This is a genomic window from Piscinibacter sp. HJYY11, assembly GCF_016735515.1.
In the GTDB taxonomy this organism is placed as follows: domain Bacteria; phylum Pseudomonadota; class Gammaproteobacteria; order Burkholderiales; family Burkholderiaceae_C; genus Rhizobacter.
Map to the genome: position 1 here is coordinate 4,550,846 of NZ_JAERQZ010000001.1, position 20,272 is coordinate 4,571,117.

The window sequence follows — 20,272 nt, forward strand, 5'->3', positions numbered from 1 at the left end:
CGCCCGCGGCGGCTCCGCCCGCCCTAGGCGTCGGCCGGCAAGGTGAAGCGGAAGGTCGCACCGCGGTTCTTGGCCGCCTGCGCCCACAACTCTCCACCGTGCTTGCGGATCACCCGCTGCACGATCGCGAGGCCGACGCCGGTCCCCGGGAAGTCGGCTTCGGTGTGCATGCGGCGGAAGGGCTCGAACAGCCGCTGCGCATAGGCCATGTCGAAGCCGGCGCCGTTGTCGCGCACGCAGTAGGCGAGCCGGCCGTCGGCCTGCGGCTCGGCGAAGAACTCGATGAACGCGTCGTCGCGCTTGCTGGTGTATTTCCAGGCGTTGGAGAGCAGGTTGTCGAGTGCCATGCGCAGCAGGGCTGCATCGGCTTCGGCGACCAGCGTCTCGTCGACGGCGGTGCGGACCTTTCGCGCAGGGCTGGTGTCGCTCAAGCTGGCGAGGATGTCGCGCGCCATCACGCCGATGGACACCGGGCGCTTTCGCACCTCGGCGCGCTTCAGCTTCGACAGCGCGAGCATGTCGTCGATCAGCGTGTTCATTCGGCGCGCGGAGTGTCGGATGTGCTGCACGAAGGTGGCAGCCTCGCCTTCGAGCGGGGGCGTCAGCTCGGCCAGCAGGTCGCTGTAGCCCTGCATCGCCCGCAAGGGCGCACGCAGGTCATGCGAGACCGAGAACGAGAACGCCTCGAGCTCGCGGTTGGCTTCTTCCAGCTCGGCGGTGCGATGCTGTACCCGCGACTCGAGGCCTTGCACCAGCGCCACGTTTTCAAAAGCGAGCGAGGTGGAGTCGGCGAGCGCCTGGATCAGCTCCACCTCGTCGGGCGTGGCCTCGTGCGCCGTGGCCCAGTAGTTGCCGATCGCGCCGATCGGCGCTTCGCCACGGATGGGCACCATCACCAGGCTCTTGACGAAGGTCGGCCGGTAGGCGTCGTGCGGGATGCGCGGGTCGAGGTAGATGTCGGGGACGACCGCGTGCTGGCGGTTGAGCATGGCCCAGCCGCTGATGCAGGTGTCGAGCGGGAACTTGAGGCCCTTCCACAAGGGTGAGATCGCGTCTTCGTCGACGTAGTGGCAGTGGTCGCCGTCGCGCAGCACGAAGGTCGCTCCATCGGCCTGGTTGATCTGGCGCGCCGCGTGCCGCACGATCTCGACGATGGCGTCGACGCTGCGCGCGAGCGAGAGTTGCTTCACCGCGTCGACCAGCACCGCGCGTGCGCGCGTGAGCCAGACCAGCCGCTCGCTTTCGCGCGTGGAACGGATGCGCTGCAGCGCCGAGGGCATGCGCCACAGCTGTGTCTTGGGCACGTAGTCGGTGGCGCCTGCGATCAGGCAGTGCTCGGCCCAATGCGGGTCGGTGTTGCCGCTGACGAAGACGAAGGGCATGCCGGGGCGCTGTTCGCGCGCGACCTGCAGCGCCTGCAGGCCGTCGATGCCCGGCACACGGTTGTCGGAGAGGATGGCGTCGAAGCGGGTCTGCTTCATCGCATCGAAGAAGGCATCGGCCGAGTCGACCGTGGTCCAGGTGGCACCGGCTTCGTGCCGCGCAACCTCGCGGTGCACGAGATCCGCGTCCAGTGCATCGTCCTCGAGGTGCAGGATGTGCATGTGACGACTCCATGACGTCCTGGGTGTCAGCACCCAGGGCGCCGCATCTTAGCGAGGGACTTGGGTGGCGCATTGGCACCCACGGCGAGGCCTTAGTCTGTCGCAGGTTTTCGGTGGCGTGCGCATACCCCTTCAGGCAAGGTGTGACGCTTGCCACACGTGAGCGACAGAAAAAAGAGGGGACGACACATGCTCGATCGGCTGGTCAGGCTCTGGCGGCAGCGGCTCGCCTTGCCGCCGAACGACCTGCTGCGCGACGCGGCCTACCGTCGCCTGTGGAGCTCGATCCTCATCAGCTCGTTTGGCGGGCAGGTCACGATGCTCGCGTTGCCGCTGACGGCAGCTGTTCTGCTGCACGCCACGCCGACGCAGATGGGCCTGCTCACCGCGATGGAGATCGTGCCCTTCGTGCTGTTTTCATTGCCGGCCGGCGTGTGGCTCGACCGGGTGCGCAAGCTGCCGGTCTATGCCGTCGGCGAATGCCTGCTGGCGCTGGTGGTGGCGAGCGTCACGCTCGCGTGGTGGCTCGACTGGCTGTCGATGACCTGGCTGTACATCGTCGGCTTCATCATCGGCTCGGTGTACACGGTGGCAGGCTCGGCCGCGCAGATCGTGCTCACCCAGGTGGTGACGCGGGACCGCCTGGTCGAAGCGCATGCGAAGAACGCGCTGGCCACCTCGGGCGCCGAAGTGGCCGGGCCGGGCGTGGCCGGTGCGCTGATCAAGCTCGTGGGGGCGCCGCTGGCGCTGCTGGCCGATGCGGCGCTGCTCGTGTTTTCGGCTGCGATCCTGCGCGGCATCAAGGTCAAGGAGGACCGCCGCACGCTGCAGGAGGCAGACTTCTGGCGCGACCTCAAGACCGGCGTGCGCTTCGTGCTGGGCACGCCCTTGCTGGTGTCGCTCGCGGTGGCGATGGGCCTCTGGCAGATGAGCCACCACGCGGCCATCGTGGTGCAGATCCTCGTGGCCACCCGCACGCTCGGCCTGAGCGAGCAGCAGGTCGGCCTGAGCTACGTCGGCATGGGGGTGGGCACCATTCTCGCGAGCATCCTGGGCAGCCGCATCAGCCGGCGCGTCGGCCCCGGGCCCAGTCTGCTGATCGGTTTCGCCGTGTGCGGCGCGGGCTGGCTGCTGCTCGCCGTGGCGCCGGCCAACCGCTGGGGCGTGGCGGCGTTTGCGACGATGCTGGTGCTGTTCGCGGCCGGCGCGGTGCTGGTGTTCATCAACTTCCTCGCCATGCGCCAGGCGGTCACGCCCGAACCGCTGCTCGGCCGCATGACGAGTGCAATGCGCTGGCTCACGTTGATGCCGGCCGGGCCGGGTGCGCTGCTTGGCGGGTATCTCGGTGAAGCCGTCGGGCTGCAAGCGGCGATGGGATTTGCCGGTGCCACTGCCCTGCTGCTCACGCTCGGGGCGTGGCGCTACTCGGGCATTGCGGAGGTGAAGGTGCTGCCCACGCCGGAGCCGGCCGACGACTGGGTGGGCGCCGAGGCCAGCGTGTCATCGACCTCGGCGCTGGAGCGCAGCTGAGGGACGTCAGGGGATGTAGTTCGTCAGGCGTACCAGGGAGTTGGCCGCGTTCGACTGGACCAAGTAGAACTCTGCCGTGAACCCTGCGATGGTGGTGATCACCGTGGGGCGCCCAGTGAAACCGGACCCGCGCACGATCAAGCCGCCACGGCCGAGCGAGAGATTGCCCATCGTCGTGATTGCGCCCGTCTCGATGTCGTAGGACCTGACGACTCCATTTCCGGGGCATCCACTCACGCCCATCGGACCTTCGCACCAGATCACAGCGTCGAGTACCTGAGCAGACAGATATGGGATCGTGGGGCTGTACACCGTCACAAGGTTGGTCTCGTGAGTCGAGTAGCCGAGGTTGATCTGGCGCTCGTTGCCGCCGTCTGCACGGATGCGACGGAAAGCCGGTGTGATGGCATAGCCAGGTTTGGTGGCGTAGATCACTTCGTCGCCGCTGAGGCCTATGACGCTTGCGACCCAATTGGCGGGGGCCAGTCGGAACGGTGTGCCACCGCCTTTGGGAATGGTGAATGCCTGCGTACTCCCGTTCGTAGCCTCTTGTTGAACCACTACATGATCGGAGGTGAGTCCCTTCAATCGCGCAGTCGTGCCGTCGGCCGAGGCCAAGGTGGCCAACGTGCTGACCGTACCGCCCGCGTTGATGCTCTTGATGGCCAGTCCGTCGACGAAGTACATCGCTGAGCCGTCGTTGAAGTAAGACTGTGGGCCGCTGGTGGCAACTGTGAGACGCTGCCCAGTCGCTGACAGCGACGCAGAGGTCGAAGACCACGTCAGGCGCAACAACAAGTAGCTGAATTTGACGAAGGCGCTCGATGTGAGCTGAGTGCCGGGTAGCAAGGACATGAACTCGAGGTCTGACAAGCCCGTTCCGCCCACGACATCGCTGACATAGGTCAGCGTCGGGCTGTACAGCGCGAGTTTCGAAGGCGTGGCCCGGGTGTCACTTGCGATGAAGCCGACGAGTGCGTTGTTGGCGGGATCCGGCAGTGCCATCAAAACCCGCACACCAGACGGCAGCGTCGTGGCATCCGTTGTCTGTGGGCTGGAGTTTCTGACGAATGCCTTCCGGTTGTCGGCTGCAGTCGTGCAATTTGCATCCGGCCCGGCCTCAGTGACCTCGACCCAACCGTCATCGCCTGTGCTGTACGAGAACGGATACCAGTTGTCCACCGAACACGCGGCCGTGAGAGATGAGATGCGCTGCGTACGAGGGCTCAGGCTCTTGCGCAGACTTGCCTGGTGCAGCTGACGGTTGTTCACGTAGTACACCGCAGTCGCGTTGCCCCAGGTCGCGCGGCGCTGAGTGGCATCAAAGGTCACATTCGACACTTCTAGGATGCTGTCGGCGGTGGTTGTCAGTACCGGTGGCAAAGGCTGAGCTGGATCGGCGATGACGAGAACGCTCGGTTGGTCTGCTCGGCTCACGCCTGCCACCAGGAATTCCTCCACGGCGGGTGGGGGAGGCGAGTTTGCGGGTGGAGGAGAGGCCGGTGGAGGTGGACTTGCGCTGCCGCCACTGTCTCCACCTCCGCCACCGCACGCGGAGACCAGAAAGACAGCGCCGAACAGCGCCCAGGCGCGAGCGCGAAATTTGCTCATTGAATTCCTCCCTCGGTGAAATGAATGTTGGCCTCTTCGGGCCGCTCGGAATTCTAGGCAGGCGAAAAGCGATCCACCGCGTCCGTGATCAGCCCATCGATGCCTGCTTCGAGCAGGCGATCTGCATCGGCGGGCTCGTTGACCGTGTAGCTCAGCACGTGCAGGCCCCGGCCGTGAGCCTGGGCGATCACCCCGGCCTCGAGTACGCGGTGGTTGGCCACGATGGCCACGCAGTCGAGGGCAAGCGCTTCGGCCAACCAGCCGTCACGCAGGCTGTCGAGCAGCAGCGCGCGCGGCAGCTCGGGGCGGGCCGCACGCGCGGCAGCGAGGGCGTCGGGCTGGAAGGAGCTGAGCAGTGGCTTGACCGGCGCATCGGCCCACAACGCGGCCGCGTGTTCGGCGACCACGCGGCCCGTGACGTCGTTGTGGCCGGGTGTCGGCTTGATCTCGATGTTGAGCGCGAACCCGTTGCGCAGGCAGTAGCGCGCGATGCCCTCGAGCGTGGGCAGCGGCTCGCCCGCGTAGGCGCGGCTGTGCCAGCCGCCGGCATCCAGGCGCGACAGCTCCGACCAGCGACGATCACCCGCCACGCCTTCTTCCGGCGTGGTGCGCTGGAGCGTCGCGTCGTGCAACAGGAAGGGCACGCCGTCGGCACTGAGCTTCACGTCGCACTCGAAGGCGCGATAGCCATGCGAGGCGCCGAGCCGGAAGGCGGCGAGCGTGTTCTCCGGTGCCAGCTTGCCGGCGCCGCGGTGGGCGATCCAGCGCGGATAGGGCCAGGGCGTGCTCATGCTGCGTCGACCCGCTGCTGGGTGGACGGGTCGAACCAATGCAGTTGCGAAGCCGGTGCCTCCAACGAAAGGGTGCTGCCGGCCGGCGGGGCCGCTGTCGTGCCATCGAGGCGCAGCGTGAAGGGCTGCTGGCCCAGCAGGCCATGCACCAGGCGCTCGGCGCCGAGCATCTCGACCAGCTCCACCTTCAAGGGCCAGCCGGTCGTGGCGACGCTCGCATGCTCCGGCCGCAGGCCGAGGATCAGCTCGCCTTGCCGTGGTGCGGCCGTGGACAACGGCAGGCTCAGGCCACCGACCAGGAAGTTCTGCCCTTCGACGCGGCCGGGAACGAGGTTCATCGGCGGCGAGCCGATGAAGCCCGCGACGAAGGTGGTGGCCGGTCGTGCGTACACCTCTTCCGGCGTGCCGAACTGCTCCATGCGGCCGGCGTTCATCACGATCATGCGCTGCGCCAGCGTCATCGCCTCGACCTGGTCGTGCGTGACGAAGAGCGAGGTCACGCCCAGGTCGGCGTGCAGCTTGCGGATCTCGATGCGCGTCTGCGAGCGCAGCTTGGCGTCGAGGTTGGACAGCGGCTCGTCGAAGAGGAACACCTGCGGTTGCCGCACGATGGCGCGGCCCATGGCCACCCGCTGGCGCTGGCCACCCGAAAGCTCGCGCGGCTTGCGGGCGAGGTAGGGTGCCAGCTGCAGGATGGCCGCGGCCTTGTCGACGCGCACCTTGATCTCGTCCTTCGGCACCTTGGCGATCTTGAGGCCGTAGGCCATGTTCTCGAACACCGACATGTGCGGGTAGAGCGCGTAGTTCTGGAACACCATCGCGATGTCGCGCTCCGAGGGCTCGACGTCGTTGACCACGCGCCCGCCGATGGCGATCTCGCCGCCGGAGATTTCTTCCAGGCCCGCGACCATGCGCAGCAGCGTGCTCTTGCCGCAGCCCGAGGGGCCGACGATGACGATGAACTCGCCATCGGCGATCTCGGCGTCGACGCCGTGGATGACCTGGTTGGCTTTCGGCCCCTTGCCGTATTGCTTGATGACCTTGCGGAGTGAGATGGCGCCCATGTTTTATTTCTCGGTGTCGACCAGGCCCTTGACGAACCAGCGCTGCATGAGGAGAACCACCACGGCCGGCGGCAGCATCGCGAGCACGGCGGTGGCCATGACGATGTTCCAGTCGGTGGCGGCGTCGCCGCCGCTGATCATGCGCTTGATGCCGATGACCACCGGGTACATGCTTTCATCGGTGGTCACGAGCAATGGCCAGAGGTACTGGTTCCAGCCGTAGATGAACTGGATGACGAAGAGCGCCGCGCAGCTCGTGGCCGACAGCGGCACCAGCACGTCGAGGAAGAAGCGCATCGGGCCGGCGCCGTCGATGCGGGCCGCTTCGGCCAGCTCGTCGGGCACGGTGAGGAAGAACTGGCGGAAGAGGAAGGTCGCGGTGGCCGAGGCGATCAGTGGCACGGTGAGGCCGGCGTAGGTGTTGAGCAGGCCGAAGTCGGACACGACCTGGTAGGTGGGCCCGATGCGCACCTCCACCGGCAGCATCAGCGTGATGAAGATGCCCCAGAACACGGCCATGCGGAACGGAAAGCGGAAGTAGACGATCGCGAAGGCCGACAGCAGCGAGATCGCAATCTTGCCCAGCGCGATCACGAGCGCGGTGACCAGGCTGATGAACATCATGCGGCCGACGGGCGCGTTGGATGCGGCGCCCATGCCGGTGCCCTTCAGCGCCGCGATGTAGTTCTCGGCCAGCTGGTTGCCGGGCACGAGCGACATCGGCGCCTGCAGGATCTCGTTGGCCGTCTGCGTCGACGCGACGAAGGTCACGTAGAGCGGAAAGGCGACGATGAGCACGCCGAGGATGAGCACGACGTGGGCGAGGATGCCGAGGGTGGGGCGTCGTTCGACCATCTCAGTAGCTCACTTTTTTCTCGACGAAGCGGAATTGGATGACGGTCAACGCGATGACGATTCCCATCAGCACCACCGACTGCGCTGCCGAGCCGCCGAGGTCCATCGCCTTGAAGCCGTCGTAGTAGACCTTGTAGACGAGGATGGCGGTGTCTTTCCCCGGGCCGCCTTGGGTGGCCGCGTCGACGATGGCGAAGGTGTCGAAGAAGGCATACACCACGTTGATCACGAAGAGGAAGAAGGTGGTGGGCGAGAGCAGCGGGAACTGGATGGTCCAGAAACGCCGCCAGGGTCGCGCGCCGTCGATCGCCGCGGCTTCGATCAGCGAACGCGGGATGCTCTGCAGGCCGGCCAGGAAGAAGAGGAAGTTGTACGAGATCTGCTTCCACACCGCGGCCACCACGATGAGCGTCATCGCGTGCTCGCTGTTGAGCAGGTGGTTCCACTCGATGCCGAAGCTGCGCAGCCCATACGACACGATGCCGATCGACGGGGCGAACATGAAAAGCCACAACACGCCCGCCACCGCCGGCGCCACCGCATAAGGCCAGATGAGCAGCGTGCGGTAGACGAGCGCCCCGCGCACCACCCGGTCGGCAAACACCGCCAGCAGCAATGAGAGGCTCAGGCCCAGCCCCGCGACCAGCACCGAGAAGACGGCGGTGGTCTTGAAGCTGGCGATGTAGGTGTCGTCGGCGAAGAGGCGCTGGAAGTTTTCCAGCCCCACCCATTCGGTCGAGGTGCCGAAGGCATCGGACTGCTGGAACGACTGCAGCAGCGCCTGTGCCGCGGGCCAGAAGAAGAAGGCCCCGATCACCGCCACCTGGGGCGCGACGAGCGCCCAGGGCAGCCAGGCGGAGCGGAAGACGACGCGCTTTTCAGACGCCACGATGGCTTACTTGTTGGCCTTCTCGAAGCGCTCCAGCAACTCGTTGCCGCGTTTCACCGCGCTGTCGAGCGCCTCCTTCGCCGGCTTCTTGCCCGACCAGACCTGCTCCAGCTCTTCGTCGACGATGGCGCGGATCTGCACCATGTTGCCCAGGCGCACGCCACGCGACTTGTCGGTGGTCTTGCGGATCATCTGGTTGACCGCGGTGTCGGTGCCCGGGTTCTGCTTGTAGAAGCCCGACTTTTCGGTGAGCTGGAAGGAGGCCATCGTCACCGGCAGGTAGCCGGTGCGCTGGTGGCTCTTGGCCTGCACCTCGGGGTCGCTCAGGTAGTTGAAGAACGCGGCCACGCCCTTGTACTCGGCCGGCTTCTTGCCCGACATCACCCACAGCGAGGCGCCGCCGATGACGGTGTTCTGCGGTGCGCCGGGAACGTCGGGGTAGTAGGGCAGGGGGGCGATGCCGAAGTCGAACTTGGCGGTCTTCTTGATGGTGGCGTAGGTGGACGACGACGCCGTGGCCATCGCGCACTCACCCGAGTAGAAGGGCGCGTCACCGAGGTTGCCGCGGCCACGGTAGATGAAGAGACCTTGCTTGGCCATGTTGGCCAGGTTCTCGATGTGCCGCACGTGCAGCGGGCTGTTGAACTGCAGGCGGGCGCTGTTGCCGCCGAAGCCGTTGTTCTGGCTGGCGAAGAGCGTGTTGTGCCAGGTCGAGAAGCTCTCCAGCTGCGTCCAGCCTTGCCAGCTGGTGGTGAAGGGGCAGCTGACGCCCGAGGCCTTCAGCTTGGCCGCGGCCGAGACGAGCTCGGGCCAGGTGGAGGGCGCCTTGTTCGGGTCGAGGCCGGCCTTGCGGAAGGCGTCCTTGTTGTAGTTGAGGACGGTGGTGGAGCTGTTGAGCGGGTAGCTCAGCATCTGGCCGTTCGGTGCCGTGTAGTAGCCGACCACGGCCGAGATGTAGCCCTTCGGGTCGAACTTGTAGCCGGCGTCGGCGAGCACCTTGCCCGCCGGCACGATGGCGCCCTTGCTCGCCATCATGGTGGCGGTGCCCACTTCGAACACCTGCACGATGTGCGGCGCGTTGCCGGCGCGGAAGGCGGCGATCGAGGCGGTCATCGACTCGTCGTACTGGCCCTTGTAGGTGGGCACGACCTTGTAGTCCTTCTGGCTCGCGTTGAAGCCGTTGGCCAGGTCGATGACCCAGTCGTTCAGGCCGCCGGTCATGGAATGCCACCACTGGATCTCGACCTGGGCCTGGGCGGGTGTGGCCAATGCAAGGGCGAGAAAGGGGGCGGCGAGGGCGAGGCGGGTTGTTTTCTTCATGGTGTCTCTCCAGGGGATGGGTGCGGGATGGCTTTTGGCCAACCGGACAGTGTGGGTCAAGCTTGTGACAGGCGTGTTTATGTCGTGCGTCCGCAACCCGATCAACGGGGATAACCCGCCGAGAGGGCCATGCGCGCCGGTCCGCGGGGCTCTCGGAGGGGGGCGGTATCATTCGCGTCCAAGTGCAGAAGCAGGCGAGAGGGTCGCCTGGAATCCATGAACGCACCCGTTCCGCTCGACCAGATTGCCGCGGCACATGCCGCGCCCCACGCGCCGCGCCTGCGCGAAATTCCGTACAACTACACCTCGTTCTCCGACCGCGAGATCGTCATCCGCCTGCTGGGCTCAAGGGCCTGGGAACTGCTGAACAAGCTTCGCGACGAACGCCAGACCGGCCGCTCGGCCCGCATGCTGTACGAGGTGTTGGGCGACATCTGGGTGGTGCAGCGCAATCCGTACCTGCAGGACGACCTGCTCGACAACCCGCGCCGCCGCAAGCAGCTGATCGAGGCGCTGAACCATCGCCTGAACGAGGTGCAGGCGCGCCGCAAGCCTGAGGGCGATGGTTCGCGCGATGCGTCGGTCGGCGAGCTGCTGAAGCTGGCGCACGGTGCGGTGAAGTCGTTCGCCGAGCTCTTCGACCAGGTCGCCGACCTGCGCCGCAAGGCGACGCGCGTGCTGGGCCGCCACACGGCGAAGGACAACATCAAGTTCGACGGGCTCTCGCGTGTGTCGCACGTGACCGATGCGACCGACTGGCGGGTGGAATATCCGTTCGTCGTGCTCACGCCGGACACCGAGGCCGAGATGGCCGCGCTCGTGAAGAGCTGCATCGAGCTCGGCCTCACCATCATCCCGCGTGGGGGTGGCACCGGCTACACCGGCGGCGCCGTGCCGCTGACCTGGAACAGCGCGGTCATCAACACCGAAAAGCTGGAGGCGATGACCGAGGTCGAGATGGTCAGGTTGCCAGGGCTCGACCGCGAGGTCGCGACCATCTGGACCGAAGCCGGCGTGGTGACGCAGCGTGTGGCCGATGCGGCCGAGCGTGGCGGCCACGTCTTCGCCGTCGACCCGACCTCGGCGGAGGCTTCGTGCATCGGCGGCAACATCGCGATGAACGCCGGCGGCAAGAAGGCCGTGCTGTGGGGCACGGCACTCGACAACCTAGCCTCCTGGCGCATGGTCACGCCCGAGGCCAAGTGGCTCGAGGTGGTGCGCCTGGACCACAACCTGGGCAAGATCCACGATGTCGAGACCGCGACCTTCGAGCTGCGCTACTTCGATGCCAGCGGCAAGACGCTGGAACGCACGGAGACGCTTCAGATCCCCGGCCGAACCTTCCGCAAGGAAGGCCTGGGCAAGGACGTCACCGACAAGTTCCTTGCCGGCCTGCCCGGCATCCAGAAGGAAGGCTGCGACGGCCTGATCACAAGCGCGCGCTGGGTCGTGCACAAGATGCCCGCGCACACGCGCACCGTGTGCCTGGAGTTCTTCGGCAACGCACACGATGCGGTGCCCTCGATCGTCGAGATCAAGGACTTCATGTTCGCCGAAGCGAAGAAGCCCGGTGGTGCGATCCTCGCGGGCCTGGAGCACCTCGACGACCGCTACCTCAAGGCCGTGGGCTACGCGACCAAGAGCAAGCGCGGTGGTTTGCCGAAGATGGTGCTGATCGGCGACATCGCCGGCGACGACCCCGATGCCGTGGCCCGCGCCACCAGTGAAGTGGTGCGCCTGGCCAACGGCCGTGCCGGCGAAGGCTTCGTGGCCGTGAGCGCCGATGCGCGCAAGAAGTTCTGGCTCGACCGCAAGCGCACGGCGGCCATCAGCCGCCACACCAACGCCTTCAAGGTTAACGAAGACGTGGTGATCCCGCTGCCCCGCATGGGCGAGTACACCAACGGCATCGAGCGCATCAACATCGAACTCAGCCTGCGCAACAAGCTGGCGCTGGTCGATGCGCTGGAAGCGTTCTTCGCCAAGGGCAACCTGCCGCTGGGCAAGAGCGACGACGCCGGCGAGATCCCGAGCGCCGAGCTGCTGGAAGACCGCGTGCAGCAGGCGCTCACGCTGCTGCGCCAGGTGCGCGAGTTGTGGGACCACTGGCTGCACCACCTCGACGCCGCCAACCCGCAGACCGGCCGCACGTTCTTCGCCGACCTGCAGGACCATTCGCTGCGCGCCTCGTGGAAGACGCAAATCCGCTTGCCCTTGCAGGCCATCTTTGCCGGCTCGGCTTTGAAGCCCATCGTCGACGAAGCCCAGCGCATCCACAAGGAGGTGCTGCGCGGCCGCGTGTGGGTGGCGCTGCACATGCACGCCGGCGATGGCAACGTGCACACCAACATCCCCGTCAACAGCGACAACTACGAGATGCTGCAGACGGCGCACGAGGCCGTGGCGCGCATCATGAAGCTCGCACGTTCGCTCAACGGCGTGATCTCGGGCGAGCACGGCATCGGCATCACCAAGCTCGAGTTCCTCACCGACGAGGAGATCGCCGACTTCACCGCCTACAAGCAGCGCGTCGACCCCGAGGGCCGCTTCAACAAGGGCAAGCTGCTGCGCGATCCTTCGCTGAAGGCCGACCTGACGAACGCCTACACGCCGAGCTTCGGCCTGATGGGCCACGAGTCGCTGATCATGCAGCAGAGCGACATCGGCGACATCGCCAACTCGATGAAGGACTGCCTGCGCTGCGGCAAGTGCAAGCCGGTGTGCGCGACGCACGTGCCGCGCGCGAATCTCTTGTACAGCCCGCGCAACAAGATCCTCGCAACCTCGCTGCTGGTGGAGGCCTTCCTCTACGAAGAGCAGACGCGCCGTGGGGTCTCGATCAAGCACTGGGAAGAGTTCGAGGACGTGGCCGACCACTGCACCGTTTGCCACAAGTGCGTGACGCCGTGCCCGGTCAACATCGACTTCGGCGACGTGTCGATGAACATGCGCAACCTGCTGCGCAAGATGGGCAAGAAGAGCTTCCGCCCGGGTAACAAGATGGCGATGCTGATGCTCAATGCCACCAACCCGGAGACGATCAAGCTCTTGCGCGCCGGCATGGTCGACGTGGGCTTCAAGGCCCAGCGTGCGGCCAACAACCTGCTGCGCGGTCTGGCGAAGAAGCAGACCGCTGCGCCGAAGTCGACGGTGGGCACCGCGCCGATCAAGGAGCAGGTGATCCACTTCATCAACAAAAAGCTGCCGGGCGGCCTGCCGAAGAAGACGGCGCGCGCGCTGCTCGACATCGAGGACAAGAACTACGTCCCGATCATTCGCGACCCGAAGAAGACCTCGGCCGACACCGAGGCCGTCTTCTATTTCCCGGGCTGCGGCTCCGAGCGCCTCTTCTCGCAGGTGGGCCTCGCGACGCAGGCGATGCTCTGGCATGCCGGCGTGCAGACGGTGCTGCCGCCGGGTTACCTGTGTTGCGGCTACCCGCAGAAGGGCTCAGGGCAGTTCGACAAGGCCGAGAAGATCATCACCGACAACCGGGTGCTCTTCCACCGCGTCGCCAACACGCTCAACTATCTCGACATCAAGACCGTGGTGGTGAGCTGCGGCACCTGCTATGACCAGCTGCAGGGCTACCAGTTCGAGAAGATCTTTCCGGGTTGCCGGATCATCGACATCCACGAGTACCTGCTGGAGAAGGCCATCAAGCTCGACGGCAGCGGCGGCTACCTGTACCACGACCCCTGCCACACGCCGATGAAGCTGCAGGACCCGATGAAGACCGTGAAGGCACTCGTCGGCGACAACGTGCTCAAGAGCGAACGCTGCTGCGGCGAAAGCGGCACGCTGGGCGTGACGCGCCCCGACATCTCTACGCAGGTGCGCTTCCGCAAGGAAGAGGAACTGCGCAAGGACGAGGCCAGGCTGCGGGCGACGGGTGCGGTGGCGCCGAAGGCCGACGTGAAGATCCTCACCTCGTGCCCCAGCTGCCTGCAAGGCCTGAGCCGCTACGGCAACGACCTCAACAACGGCCTGCTTGAGGCCGACTACATCGTGGTCGAGATGGCCAACCAGATCCTCGGGCCCGACTGGATGCCCGAGTACGTGGAGCGGGCCAACGACGGCGGCATCGAAAGAGTTCTCGTCTAGTCACTCAGCCGACAGGCCGCGCTCCTTGATGAGCGCGTGCCAGAAGGCGGTCTCTTTCTGCAGGAAGCTGGCGAGTGCAGGGCCATCCGACGGCGTCACTTCCAGGCCGAAGTCTTCGAGCCGCGATTTCACCTCGGGCGTGGCGATGGCCTTGTTCATCTCGGCCGTGAGGCGCGAGGTGATGTCGGCCGGCGTGCCCTTCGGGACGAAGAGGCCTTGCCAGGCGGTGACTTCGAAGTCCTTCACGCCCAGCTCGTCGAGCGTGGGCACGTCGGGCAGCGACGGGATGCGCTTCTTCGACATCACTGCCAGCGCCTTGACCTTGCCACCGCGGATCTGCGGCAGGCCGGCGGCGGTGTCGAGCACCATCATCGGCACCTGGCCGGAGATCACGTCTTGCACCGCGAGCGCGGTGCCGCGGTAGGGCACGTGCACCACGAAGCTCTTGGTGCGGTCCTTCAGGAGCTCCATCGCCAGGTGGTGCGGGCTGCCGACGCCCGGTGAGGCGTAGCTGAATTTGCCGGGGTTCTTCTTGATGTCGTCGAGCAGTTGCTTGCCGGTGGCGAAACCGGCGCTTGGGTTCACGGCCAGGATCAGCGGAAAGCGCGCCATGAAACCCACCGGGACCAGGTCCTTCGGGTCGTAGGGCAGCTTCTTGTACATGGCGCTGTGGAACACCATCACGCCGTTGTCGCCGGTCACGATGGTGTAGCCGTCGGGGGCTGACTTGGCCGCGTTGTCGGTGCCGATGATGCCGGCGGCGCCTGGGCGGTTGTCGATCACGAGCGTCTGGCCGAGCTGCTTGCCGAGTTGTGGTGCAAGCTGGCGGGCGAGGAAGTCGGAGCCGCCGCCGGCGGGGTAGGCCACGACCCAGCGCACGGGTTTGCTCGGCCAGGTGTCGGCGACGGCAAGTCCGGGGGCGACCAGGGCGGCAAGCGAAGCGAGGCCGAGCAGGCGGCGTGTCAGCGAAGTCTTCATGGCAGGCAAGGCGGTGAGCGAGGGGAGCGGCCATCTTATCGGCGCCCTCGATAATCCGCCGCATGTCGCTTCCGTCGAACCCTGTCTCGTTCGTGCCGCCGCCCGGCGCGCTGCCCGCCTGCGAGCTGTGCCAGAAGGCCGGCGGCCTGCTCGTGTGGGGTAGTGCGGACTGGCGCGTGATCCGGGTCGAGGACGCCGACTTTCCGGCCTTCTACCGCGTGGTGTCGAACCGCCACGTCGGCGAGTTCTCCGACCTGCCGATCGAGGCGCGCGAGCGCTGCACGCGGCTCGTGGTGACGGTGGAGCGTGTGCTGCTCGAGCGCGTGGCGCCGACCAAGGTCAACCTCGCTGCGCTGGGCAATATGGTGCCGCACCTGCACTGGCACGTGGTGGCCCGCTTCGCGTGGGACAGCCACTTCCCGCAGCCCATCTGGGGCCAGCGCCAGCGCGAGGTCGTGCCGGCAGCGGTGGCGCGGCTCGCGCTCACGCTCGACGCTCTGGATGCGGCCGTCGCCGCTGCGCTCGCCGACGCCTGATCAGTGCCCCAGCGCCGCGTACGCGAGGCGCTTGAACTCGAAGGAGAACGGGTGCCAGAAGCCGTGCTGGCGCTGTGTCATCGCCAGGCCCGCGATGTTGTGCCGCGGGTTGATCCACCAGTGCGTGCCGCCGATGCCGCCCCATTCGTACTCGCCCAGGCTTCCCGGCGGGTCGTAGGTGCCCGGTTTGACCGTGATGGCACCGCCGAGGCCGAACACCTTGCCGGGCACCGGGCCCACCGTCGGGAAGCGGATCGAGACGCCGTCGGGCAGCTGGTTGCTCATCATCAGCGCGATCGTCTCGGGCTTGAGCAGCGCCTGGCCGCCCGGCATCAGGCTGCGCATCAGGGCGACCATGTCGGGCAAGGTGGTGACGAGCCCGCCGCCGCCGGACTGGCTGGGCACGGGCACGGTGAAGGCCTTGGGGTAGGGCCAGGCGTCGTTGCGTGTCAGGCCGGGGATGAGCGGCCTGGCGGGATCGGCACCGCTGTACATCGCGGCCAGGCGCGGAAGGTCGTGCGCCGGCACGACGAAGCCGGTGTCGACCATGCCCAGCGGGTCGAGCACCTTGGCCTGGAGGTAGTCGCCGAAGCGCTGCTGGCTCACCACCTCGACCAGTCGGGCCAGCACGTCGCTGGCCACCGAGTATTCCCAGCGTGTGCCAGGCTGGCTTGCGAGCGGCAGGCCCGACAGGGCTTCCATCATGTGCGACAAGGTCAGCAAGGGCGACAGCACCTGCTTGTCCGAGTAGGCCTTGAAGAGCAGCGTGCCGGGGTCGAGCAGGCCGTAGCTGAGGCCGGAGCTGTGGCTCATCAGCTGGCGGATGGTGATGGGGCGGGTGGCCGGCTCCGTGTCGGTGAGCGAGGTGGCGTCGGGGCGCAGCACCTGGCGCTTGGCGAGGGCGGGGATGAAGCGCTCGATCGGGTCGTCGAGCTGGAACTTCCCGGCCTCGTAGAGCTGCAATGCAGCGATCGTGGCGATGAGCTTGGTGTTTGAGAAGGCGCGGAAGATGGTGTTGTCGCGCATCGGCACGCCGGCTTCCTTGTCGGCCAGGCCGACGTGGTGCACGTCGAGCACGTCCTGCCCGCGCAGCACCGCGCAGGAGACGCCCGCCAGCAGGTGGCCGTCGACGTAGCGTTTCATGGCGGCATGGAGGGGCTGGAAGTCGCTGGGGGCGGTCATGGCAAGTCTTGCAGGAAGGAAAATCTAAGGTGATCACCTTATAGCACAGGCGGGGAGTGGGCTGTTCTACACTGCCCTTCCCGAGACCCGCCGACCTGCCCATGCCCGCCCCGCAACCGACCTCCATCACCGTGCACCAGCAGTCGCGGGTGCTCGAAGTGGGTTTTGCCGACGGGGAGCAGTTCCGCATCCCGTTCGAGCTGATGCGGGTCTACTCGCCATCGGCCGAGGTCAAGGGCCACGGCCCGGGTCAGGAGACGCTGCAGACCGGCAAGCGATGGGTCGAGGTGGTGGCCCTGGAGCCAGTGGGCAATTACGCCGTGCAGCCGACCTTTTCAGACGGCCACAACACAGGCATCTTCTCGTGGGAGTACCTGTACTTCCTGGGCTCGCAGGAGAGCCAGTTGTGGCGCGACTACGAGGAGCGGCTGCGCCAGGCAGGTGCCGGCCGCGACGACCCGATGCCAACGTCCAGTGGTGCGGGCTGCGGGCATCACCATTGATTGGAGCCAAAACCATGAGCAGCACCCATTTCGGCTACCAGACCGTCGACGAAAACGAGAAAGCCGGCAAGGTGCGCGGCGTGTTCGATTCCGTGGCCTCGCGCTACGACGTGATGAACGACCTCATGTCGATGGGCCTGCACCGCGCCTGGAAGGCCTACACGGTGGCCGTGGCGGCGCTCCGCGAAGGCGACAAGGTGCTCGACATCGCCGGGGGCACCGGCGATCTGGCCAAGGCGTTCGCCAAGAAGGTGGGCGAGCGCGGCACCGTGGTGCACACCGACATCAACGAGGCGATGCTCCGCCAGGGCCGTGATCGCCTGATCGACAAGGGGCTCGCATTGCCGACGTCCATCTGCGACGCCGAATCACTGCCGTTTGCCACCGGCAGCTTTGACCTCGTGAGCGTGGCCTTCGGCTTGCGGAACATGACCCACAAGGATCGGGCCCTGGCCGAAATGTGCCGCGTGCTGCGCCCCGGTGGCCGCCTGCTGGTGCTCGAGTTTTCGAAAGTCGCCGAGCCGCTGCAGAAGCCCTACGACTGGTACTCGTTCAAGGTGCTGCCGGTGCTGGGGAAGCTGGTGGCGGGCGACGCCGACAGCTACCGCTACCTGGCCGAGTCGATCCGCATGCACCCGGGCCAGCAGGAGCTCAAGGCCATGATGAAGACAGCAGGGTTCGGCCACGTCGACGTGCACAACCTCAGCGCCGGGGTGGTGGCGCTGCACGTCGGGATCAAGTGCTGAGGATTATTCGGCCGGCTTGAGCTGCGCCGTGCCGCGGCCGATGCCAAGGTAGTCGAAGCCCAGGTCGCGCATCAGTGCCGGCTCGTAGAGGTTGCGGCCGTCGAAGATGACGGGCTGCTTGAGAAGGCGCTTGATCTGGTCGAAGTCAGGGCTCTTGAACTCGCGCCATTCGGTGAGGATCAGCAGCGCATCGGCGCCTTCGAGCGTGGTGGCCACGTTGTCGACGATCTGCAGTGATTTCACGTGCCCCAGCACGCGCTCGGCTTCGTGCGCGGCAACCGGGTCGTAGGCCACGATGGTGGCGCCGCGCTCGGCGAGGGCCTGGATCACGTCGCGGCTCGGTGCGTCGCGCATGTCGTCGGTGTTGGGCTTGAAGGCCAGGCCCCACATCGCGAAGCGGCGGCCGGTGAGGTCGTTGCCGAAACGGGCGACAACCTTCTCGACCAGCACCGTCTTCTGGTGCTGGTTGGCGCGGTCGACGGCGTTGAGCACCTTCAGGTCGATGCCGTACTCCTTGCCGGTGCGCATCAGCGCGTTCACGTCTTTCGGGAAGCACGAGCCGCCGTAGCCGGTGCCGGCGTAGAGGAATTGGTAGCCGATGCGCGGGTCACTGCCGATGCCCTTGCGCACGAGTTCGATGTCTGCGCCGACCTTCTCGGCGAGCAGTGCCAGCTCGTTCATGAAGCTGATGCGCGTGGCGAGCATCGAGTTGGCGGCGTACTTGGTGAATTCGGCGCTGCGCACGTCCATCACCAGCAGGCGTTCGTGGCTGCGGATGTAGGGCGCGTAGAGCGCACGCATCAGCAGTACCGAGCGCTCGTCGTCGGCGCCGACCACGATGCGGTCCGGGCGCATGAAGTCTTCGACGGCCGCGCCTTCCTTGAGGAATTCGGGGTTGGAGACGACGGCGAAGTCGACCTGCTTGTCGCGCTTGGCGAGTTCTTCCTTGATGGCGGCACGCACCTTGTCTGCGGTGCCGACAGGGACGGTGCTCTTGTCGACCACCACCTTGTAGTCGGTCATGTAGCGGCCGATGTTGCGCGCCGCGGCCAGCACGTATTGAAGGTCGGCCGAGCCGTCTTCGTCGGGCGGTGTGCCGACGCCGATGAACTGCAGCGTGCCGTGGTTGACGGCGAAGGGCACATCGGTCGTGAACTGAAGGCGCCCGGCGCTGACGTTGCGCTGGACGACTTCCTTCAGGCCCGGTTCGTAGATCGGGATCCCACCATCGTTGAGCACCTGGATCTTCTTGGCGTCGACGTCGAGGCACACCACGTGGTTGCCCATCTCCGACAGGCAGGCGCCCGTGACGAGGCCCACATAGCCCGTCCCGATGATCGTTACTTTCACTCTTGGTACTCCGCTAGGTTGGGGTCGCGATTGTCGTGCGCGAAGTCACTGTTTTCGCAGCTTGGAAGTGCAGGAACCGCCCGAGTTGCGGGGGTGCCGCACAGCCTGCGCTGTCTACAATTTCGAGACACCGACTGTCGCAGGCGATGCGGCATGTTGCCAGCAAGCCCTTGCTGTGACTTCCCCCTGTGTACAGGGGGATTCGAGTGTCCACGTCACCCCTTGAAAGCCGCCATGCGTGAGAAGCCCGCCAAGTACGTGTTGATTTCGCCGTGCCGCAATGAAGCCGACTACATGCGGCAAACGCTCGACACGGTGGTGGCACAGTCGCTGCGTCCGACCAAGTGGGTGATCGTCGACGACGGCTCGACCGATGAGACGCCGGCGATCCTCGCCGAGTACGCCGGCAAGCACGAGTGGATCGAAATCGTCACGCGCGCCGACCGTGGGCACCGTGCCGTGGGGCCGGGCGTGGTCGATGCGTTCTACAGCGGCTACGCGGCCATCATTCCCGACGACTACGACTTCGTCTGCAAGCTTGACCTCGATCTGCGCCTGCCCCCGCGCTACTTCGAGATCCTGATCGAGCGCATGAATGCCAATCCAAGGCTGGGCACTTGCAGCGGCAAGGCCTACCTCGAAGAAAACGGCGAGTTGATCAGCGAGCGCCATGGCGACGAGAACTCGCTGGGCATGACCAAGTTCTACCGCGTGTCGTGCTTCAAGGACATCGGTGGCTTCGTGCGGGAAGTCGGCTGGGACGGCATCGACGGCCACAAGTGCCGCATGAAGGGCTGGACAGCCACCAGCTGGGACGAGCCCGAGCTGCGTTTCGTCCACCTGCGGACCATGGGCGCCAGCCACAAGGGCATCTACACCGGCCGGTTCCGCCAGGGCTATGGCCAGTACTACATGGGCACCGGGCTGCTGTTCCTCACGGCCAGCGTCGTGTCCCGCCTTAACCAGAAGCCGTATGTCTTCGGGCAGCTGACCATTCTCTGGGGCTGGATCTACAGCTTCCTGCAGGGCAAGCCGCGCTACCAGGACCCCGAGTTCCGGGCCTTCCTGCGGGCGTACCAGCGTCGTGCCTTGCTGGTGGGCAAGAAGCGCGCAACGGAAGAATGCGCGCAGACGGCGTTGCCGGGAAACCCCTCGCTCTCCTGATTAGCTTCTGAGAAGCGATGTGAGGGCCGGCTTTCGCGGGCCGGG

The 20,272-nt window shown here is 66.3% G+C and carries 16 protein-coding genes; 6 read left to right on the plus strand and 10 right to left on the minus strand.

Annotated elements, in window-relative coordinates; all coding sequences use genetic code 11:
* Positions 1-23: 23 nt before the first annotated feature.
* Positions 24-1,604 carry an ATP-binding protein gene (locus JI745_RS21390; protein WP_201811597.1) on the minus strand — a complete coding sequence of 527 codons (1,581 nt, stop codon included), beginning with the start codon at positions 1,602-1,604 and terminating at the stop codon, positions 24-26.
* A 189-nt stretch (positions 1,605-1,793) separates the two neighbouring features.
* Here JI745_RS21390 and JI745_RS21395 point away from each other — a divergent pair, with 189 nt between their 5' ends.
* A complete protein-coding gene (locus tag JI745_RS21395) occupies positions 1,794-3,134 on the plus strand; it encodes an MFS transporter (RefSeq protein WP_201811599.1) in 1,341 nt (446 codons plus the stop codon).
* Positions 3,135-3,140: 6 nt separating this feature from the next.
* On the opposite strand, the gene JI745_RS21400 is transcribed toward JI745_RS21395, so the two are convergent.
* From JI745_RS21400 to ugpB, 6 genes are all read right to left on the minus strand, one after another.
* Positions 3,141-4,595: a hypothetical protein gene (locus JI745_RS21400; RefSeq protein ID WP_201811601.1), complete on the minus strand. Its 1,455-nt coding sequence runs from the start codon at positions 4,593-4,595 to the stop codon at positions 3,141-3,143.
* Between the two features lie 203 nt (positions 4,596-4,798).
* Entirely contained in the window at positions 4,799-5,536 is a 738-nt protein-coding gene (ugpQ, locus tag JI745_RS21405; RefSeq protein ID WP_201811603.1) for a glycerophosphodiester phosphodiesterase, read from the minus strand.
* Positions 5,533-6,600, minus strand: a complete 1,068-nt coding sequence (locus JI745_RS21410) for a sn-glycerol-3-phosphate import ATP-binding protein UgpC (protein ID WP_201811605.1) — start codon at positions 6,598-6,600, stop codon at positions 5,533-5,535. The genes ugpQ and JI745_RS21410 overlap by 4 nt, the downstream gene beginning before the upstream one ends.
* A gap of 3 nt (positions 6,601-6,603) precedes the next feature.
* The gene (gene ugpE, locus JI745_RS21415) at positions 6,604-7,455 is read right to left on the minus strand and encodes a sn-glycerol-3-phosphate ABC transporter permease UgpE (protein WP_201811608.1); all 852 of its coding nucleotides are present in this window, start codon (positions 7,453-7,455) and stop codon (positions 6,604-6,606) included.
* Between the two features lies 1 nt (position 7,456).
* Positions 7,457-8,344: a sn-glycerol-3-phosphate ABC transporter permease UgpA gene (gene ugpA / locus JI745_RS21420; protein ID WP_201811610.1), complete on the minus strand. Its 888-nt coding sequence runs from the start codon at positions 8,342-8,344 to the stop codon at positions 7,457-7,459.
* A 6-nt stretch (positions 8,345-8,350) separates the two neighbouring features.
* Positions 8,351-9,664: a sn-glycerol-3-phosphate ABC transporter substrate-binding protein UgpB gene (gene ugpB, locus JI745_RS21425; RefSeq protein ID WP_201811612.1), complete on the minus strand. Its 1,314-nt coding sequence runs from the start codon at positions 9,662-9,664 to the stop codon at positions 8,351-8,353.
* A 216-nt stretch (positions 9,665-9,880) separates the two neighbouring features.
* Between ugpB and JI745_RS21430 the strand changes: the two genes are divergently transcribed.
* Entirely contained in the window at positions 9,881-13,768 is a 3,888-nt protein-coding gene (locus JI745_RS21430; protein WP_201811614.1) for a DUF3683 domain-containing protein, read from the plus strand.
* On the opposite strand, the gene JI745_RS21435 is transcribed toward JI745_RS21430, so the two are convergent.
* Positions 13,769-14,746, minus strand: a complete 978-nt coding sequence (locus JI745_RS21435) for a tripartite tricarboxylate transporter substrate binding protein (protein ID WP_201811616.1) — start codon at positions 14,744-14,746, stop codon at positions 13,769-13,771.
* A gap of 62 nt (positions 14,747-14,808) precedes the next feature.
* Between JI745_RS21435 and JI745_RS21440 the strand changes: the two genes are divergently transcribed.
* The gene (locus JI745_RS21440) at positions 14,809-15,282 is read left to right on the plus strand and encodes an HIT family protein (protein ID WP_201811618.1); all 474 of its coding nucleotides are present in this window, start codon (positions 14,809-14,811) and stop codon (positions 15,280-15,282) included.
* On the opposite strand, the gene JI745_RS21445 is transcribed toward JI745_RS21440, so the two are convergent.
* The gene (locus JI745_RS21445) at positions 15,283-16,464 is read right to left on the minus strand and encodes a serine hydrolase (RefSeq protein ID WP_201811620.1); all 1,182 of its coding nucleotides are present in this window, start codon (positions 16,462-16,464) and stop codon (positions 15,283-15,285) included.
* Positions 16,465-16,565: 101 nt separating this feature from the next.
* Between JI745_RS21445 and JI745_RS21450 the strand changes: the two genes are divergently transcribed.
* Complete coding sequence (locus tag JI745_RS21450) at positions 16,566-16,967, plus strand: gamma-butyrobetaine hydroxylase-like domain-containing protein (RefSeq protein WP_201811622.1); 402 nt, start codon at positions 16,566-16,568, stop codon at positions 16,965-16,967.
* 14 nt (positions 16,968-16,981) lie between these two features.
* A complete protein-coding gene (gene ubiE, locus JI745_RS21455; RefSeq protein ID WP_201811624.1) occupies positions 16,982-17,713 on the plus strand; it encodes a bifunctional demethylmenaquinone methyltransferase/2-methoxy-6-polyprenyl-1,4-benzoquinol methylase UbiE in 732 nt (243 codons plus the stop codon).
* Positions 17,714-17,716: 3 nt separating this feature from the next.
* On the opposite strand, the gene JI745_RS21460 is transcribed toward ubiE, so the two are convergent.
* Complete coding sequence (locus JI745_RS21460) at positions 17,717-19,063, minus strand: UDP-glucose/GDP-mannose dehydrogenase family protein (protein WP_201811626.1); 1,347 nt, start codon at positions 19,061-19,063, stop codon at positions 17,717-17,719.
* A gap of 234 nt (positions 19,064-19,297) precedes the next feature.
* Between JI745_RS21460 and JI745_RS21465 the strand changes: the two genes are divergently transcribed.
* Complete coding sequence (locus JI745_RS21465) at positions 19,298-20,227, plus strand: glycosyltransferase family 2 protein (RefSeq protein WP_201811628.1); 930 nt, start codon at positions 19,298-19,300, stop codon at positions 20,225-20,227.
* Positions 20,228-20,272 lie beyond the last annotated feature (45 nt).

What these genes read in the sequence shown, in the direction of transcription:
- JI745_RS21390 (WP_201811597.1), bottom strand. Translation starts at nt 1,604, where the DNA reads ATGCACATCCTGCACCTCGAGGACGATGCACTGGACGCGGATCTCGTG.
- JI745_RS21395 (WP_201811599.1), top strand. Translation starts at nt 1,794, where the DNA reads ATGCTCGATCGGCTGGTCAGGCTCTGGCGGCAGCGGCTCGCCTTGCCG.
- ugpQ (WP_201811603.1), bottom strand. Translation starts at nt 5,536, where the DNA reads ATGAGCACGCCCTGGCCCTATCCGCGCTGGATCGCCCACCGCGGCGCC.
- JI745_RS21410 (WP_201811605.1), bottom strand. Translation starts at nt 6,600, where the DNA reads ATGGGCGCCATCTCACTCCGCAAGGTCATCAAGCAATACGGCAAGGGG.
- ugpE (WP_201811608.1), bottom strand. Translation starts at nt 7,455, where the DNA reads ATGGTCGAACGACGCCCCACCCTCGGCATCCTCGCCCACGTCGTGCTC.
- ugpB (WP_201811612.1), bottom strand. Translation starts at nt 9,664, where the DNA reads ATGAAGAAAACAACCCGCCTCGCCCTCGCCGCCCCCTTTCTCGCCCTT.
- JI745_RS21430 (WP_201811614.1), top strand. Translation starts at nt 9,881, where the DNA reads ATGAACGCACCCGTTCCGCTCGACCAGATTGCCGCGGCACATGCCGCG.
- JI745_RS21435 (WP_201811616.1), bottom strand. Translation starts at nt 14,746, where the DNA reads ATGAAGACTTCGCTGACACGCCGCCTGCTCGGCCTCGCTTCGCTTGCC.
- JI745_RS21440 (WP_201811618.1), top strand. Translation starts at nt 14,809, where the DNA reads ATGTCGCTTCCGTCGAACCCTGTCTCGTTCGTGCCGCCGCCCGGCGCG.
- JI745_RS21445 (WP_201811620.1), bottom strand. Translation starts at nt 16,464, where the DNA reads ATGACCGCCCCCAGCGACTTCCAGCCCCTCCATGCCGCCATGAAACGC.
- JI745_RS21450 (WP_201811622.1), top strand. Translation starts at nt 16,566, where the DNA reads ATGCCCGCCCCGCAACCGACCTCCATCACCGTGCACCAGCAGTCGCGG.
- ubiE (WP_201811624.1), top strand. Translation starts at nt 16,982, where the DNA reads ATGAGCAGCACCCATTTCGGCTACCAGACCGTCGACGAAAACGAGAAA.
- JI745_RS21465 (WP_201811628.1), top strand. Translation starts at nt 19,298, where the DNA reads ATGCGTGAGAAGCCCGCCAAGTACGTGTTGATTTCGCCGTGCCGCAAT.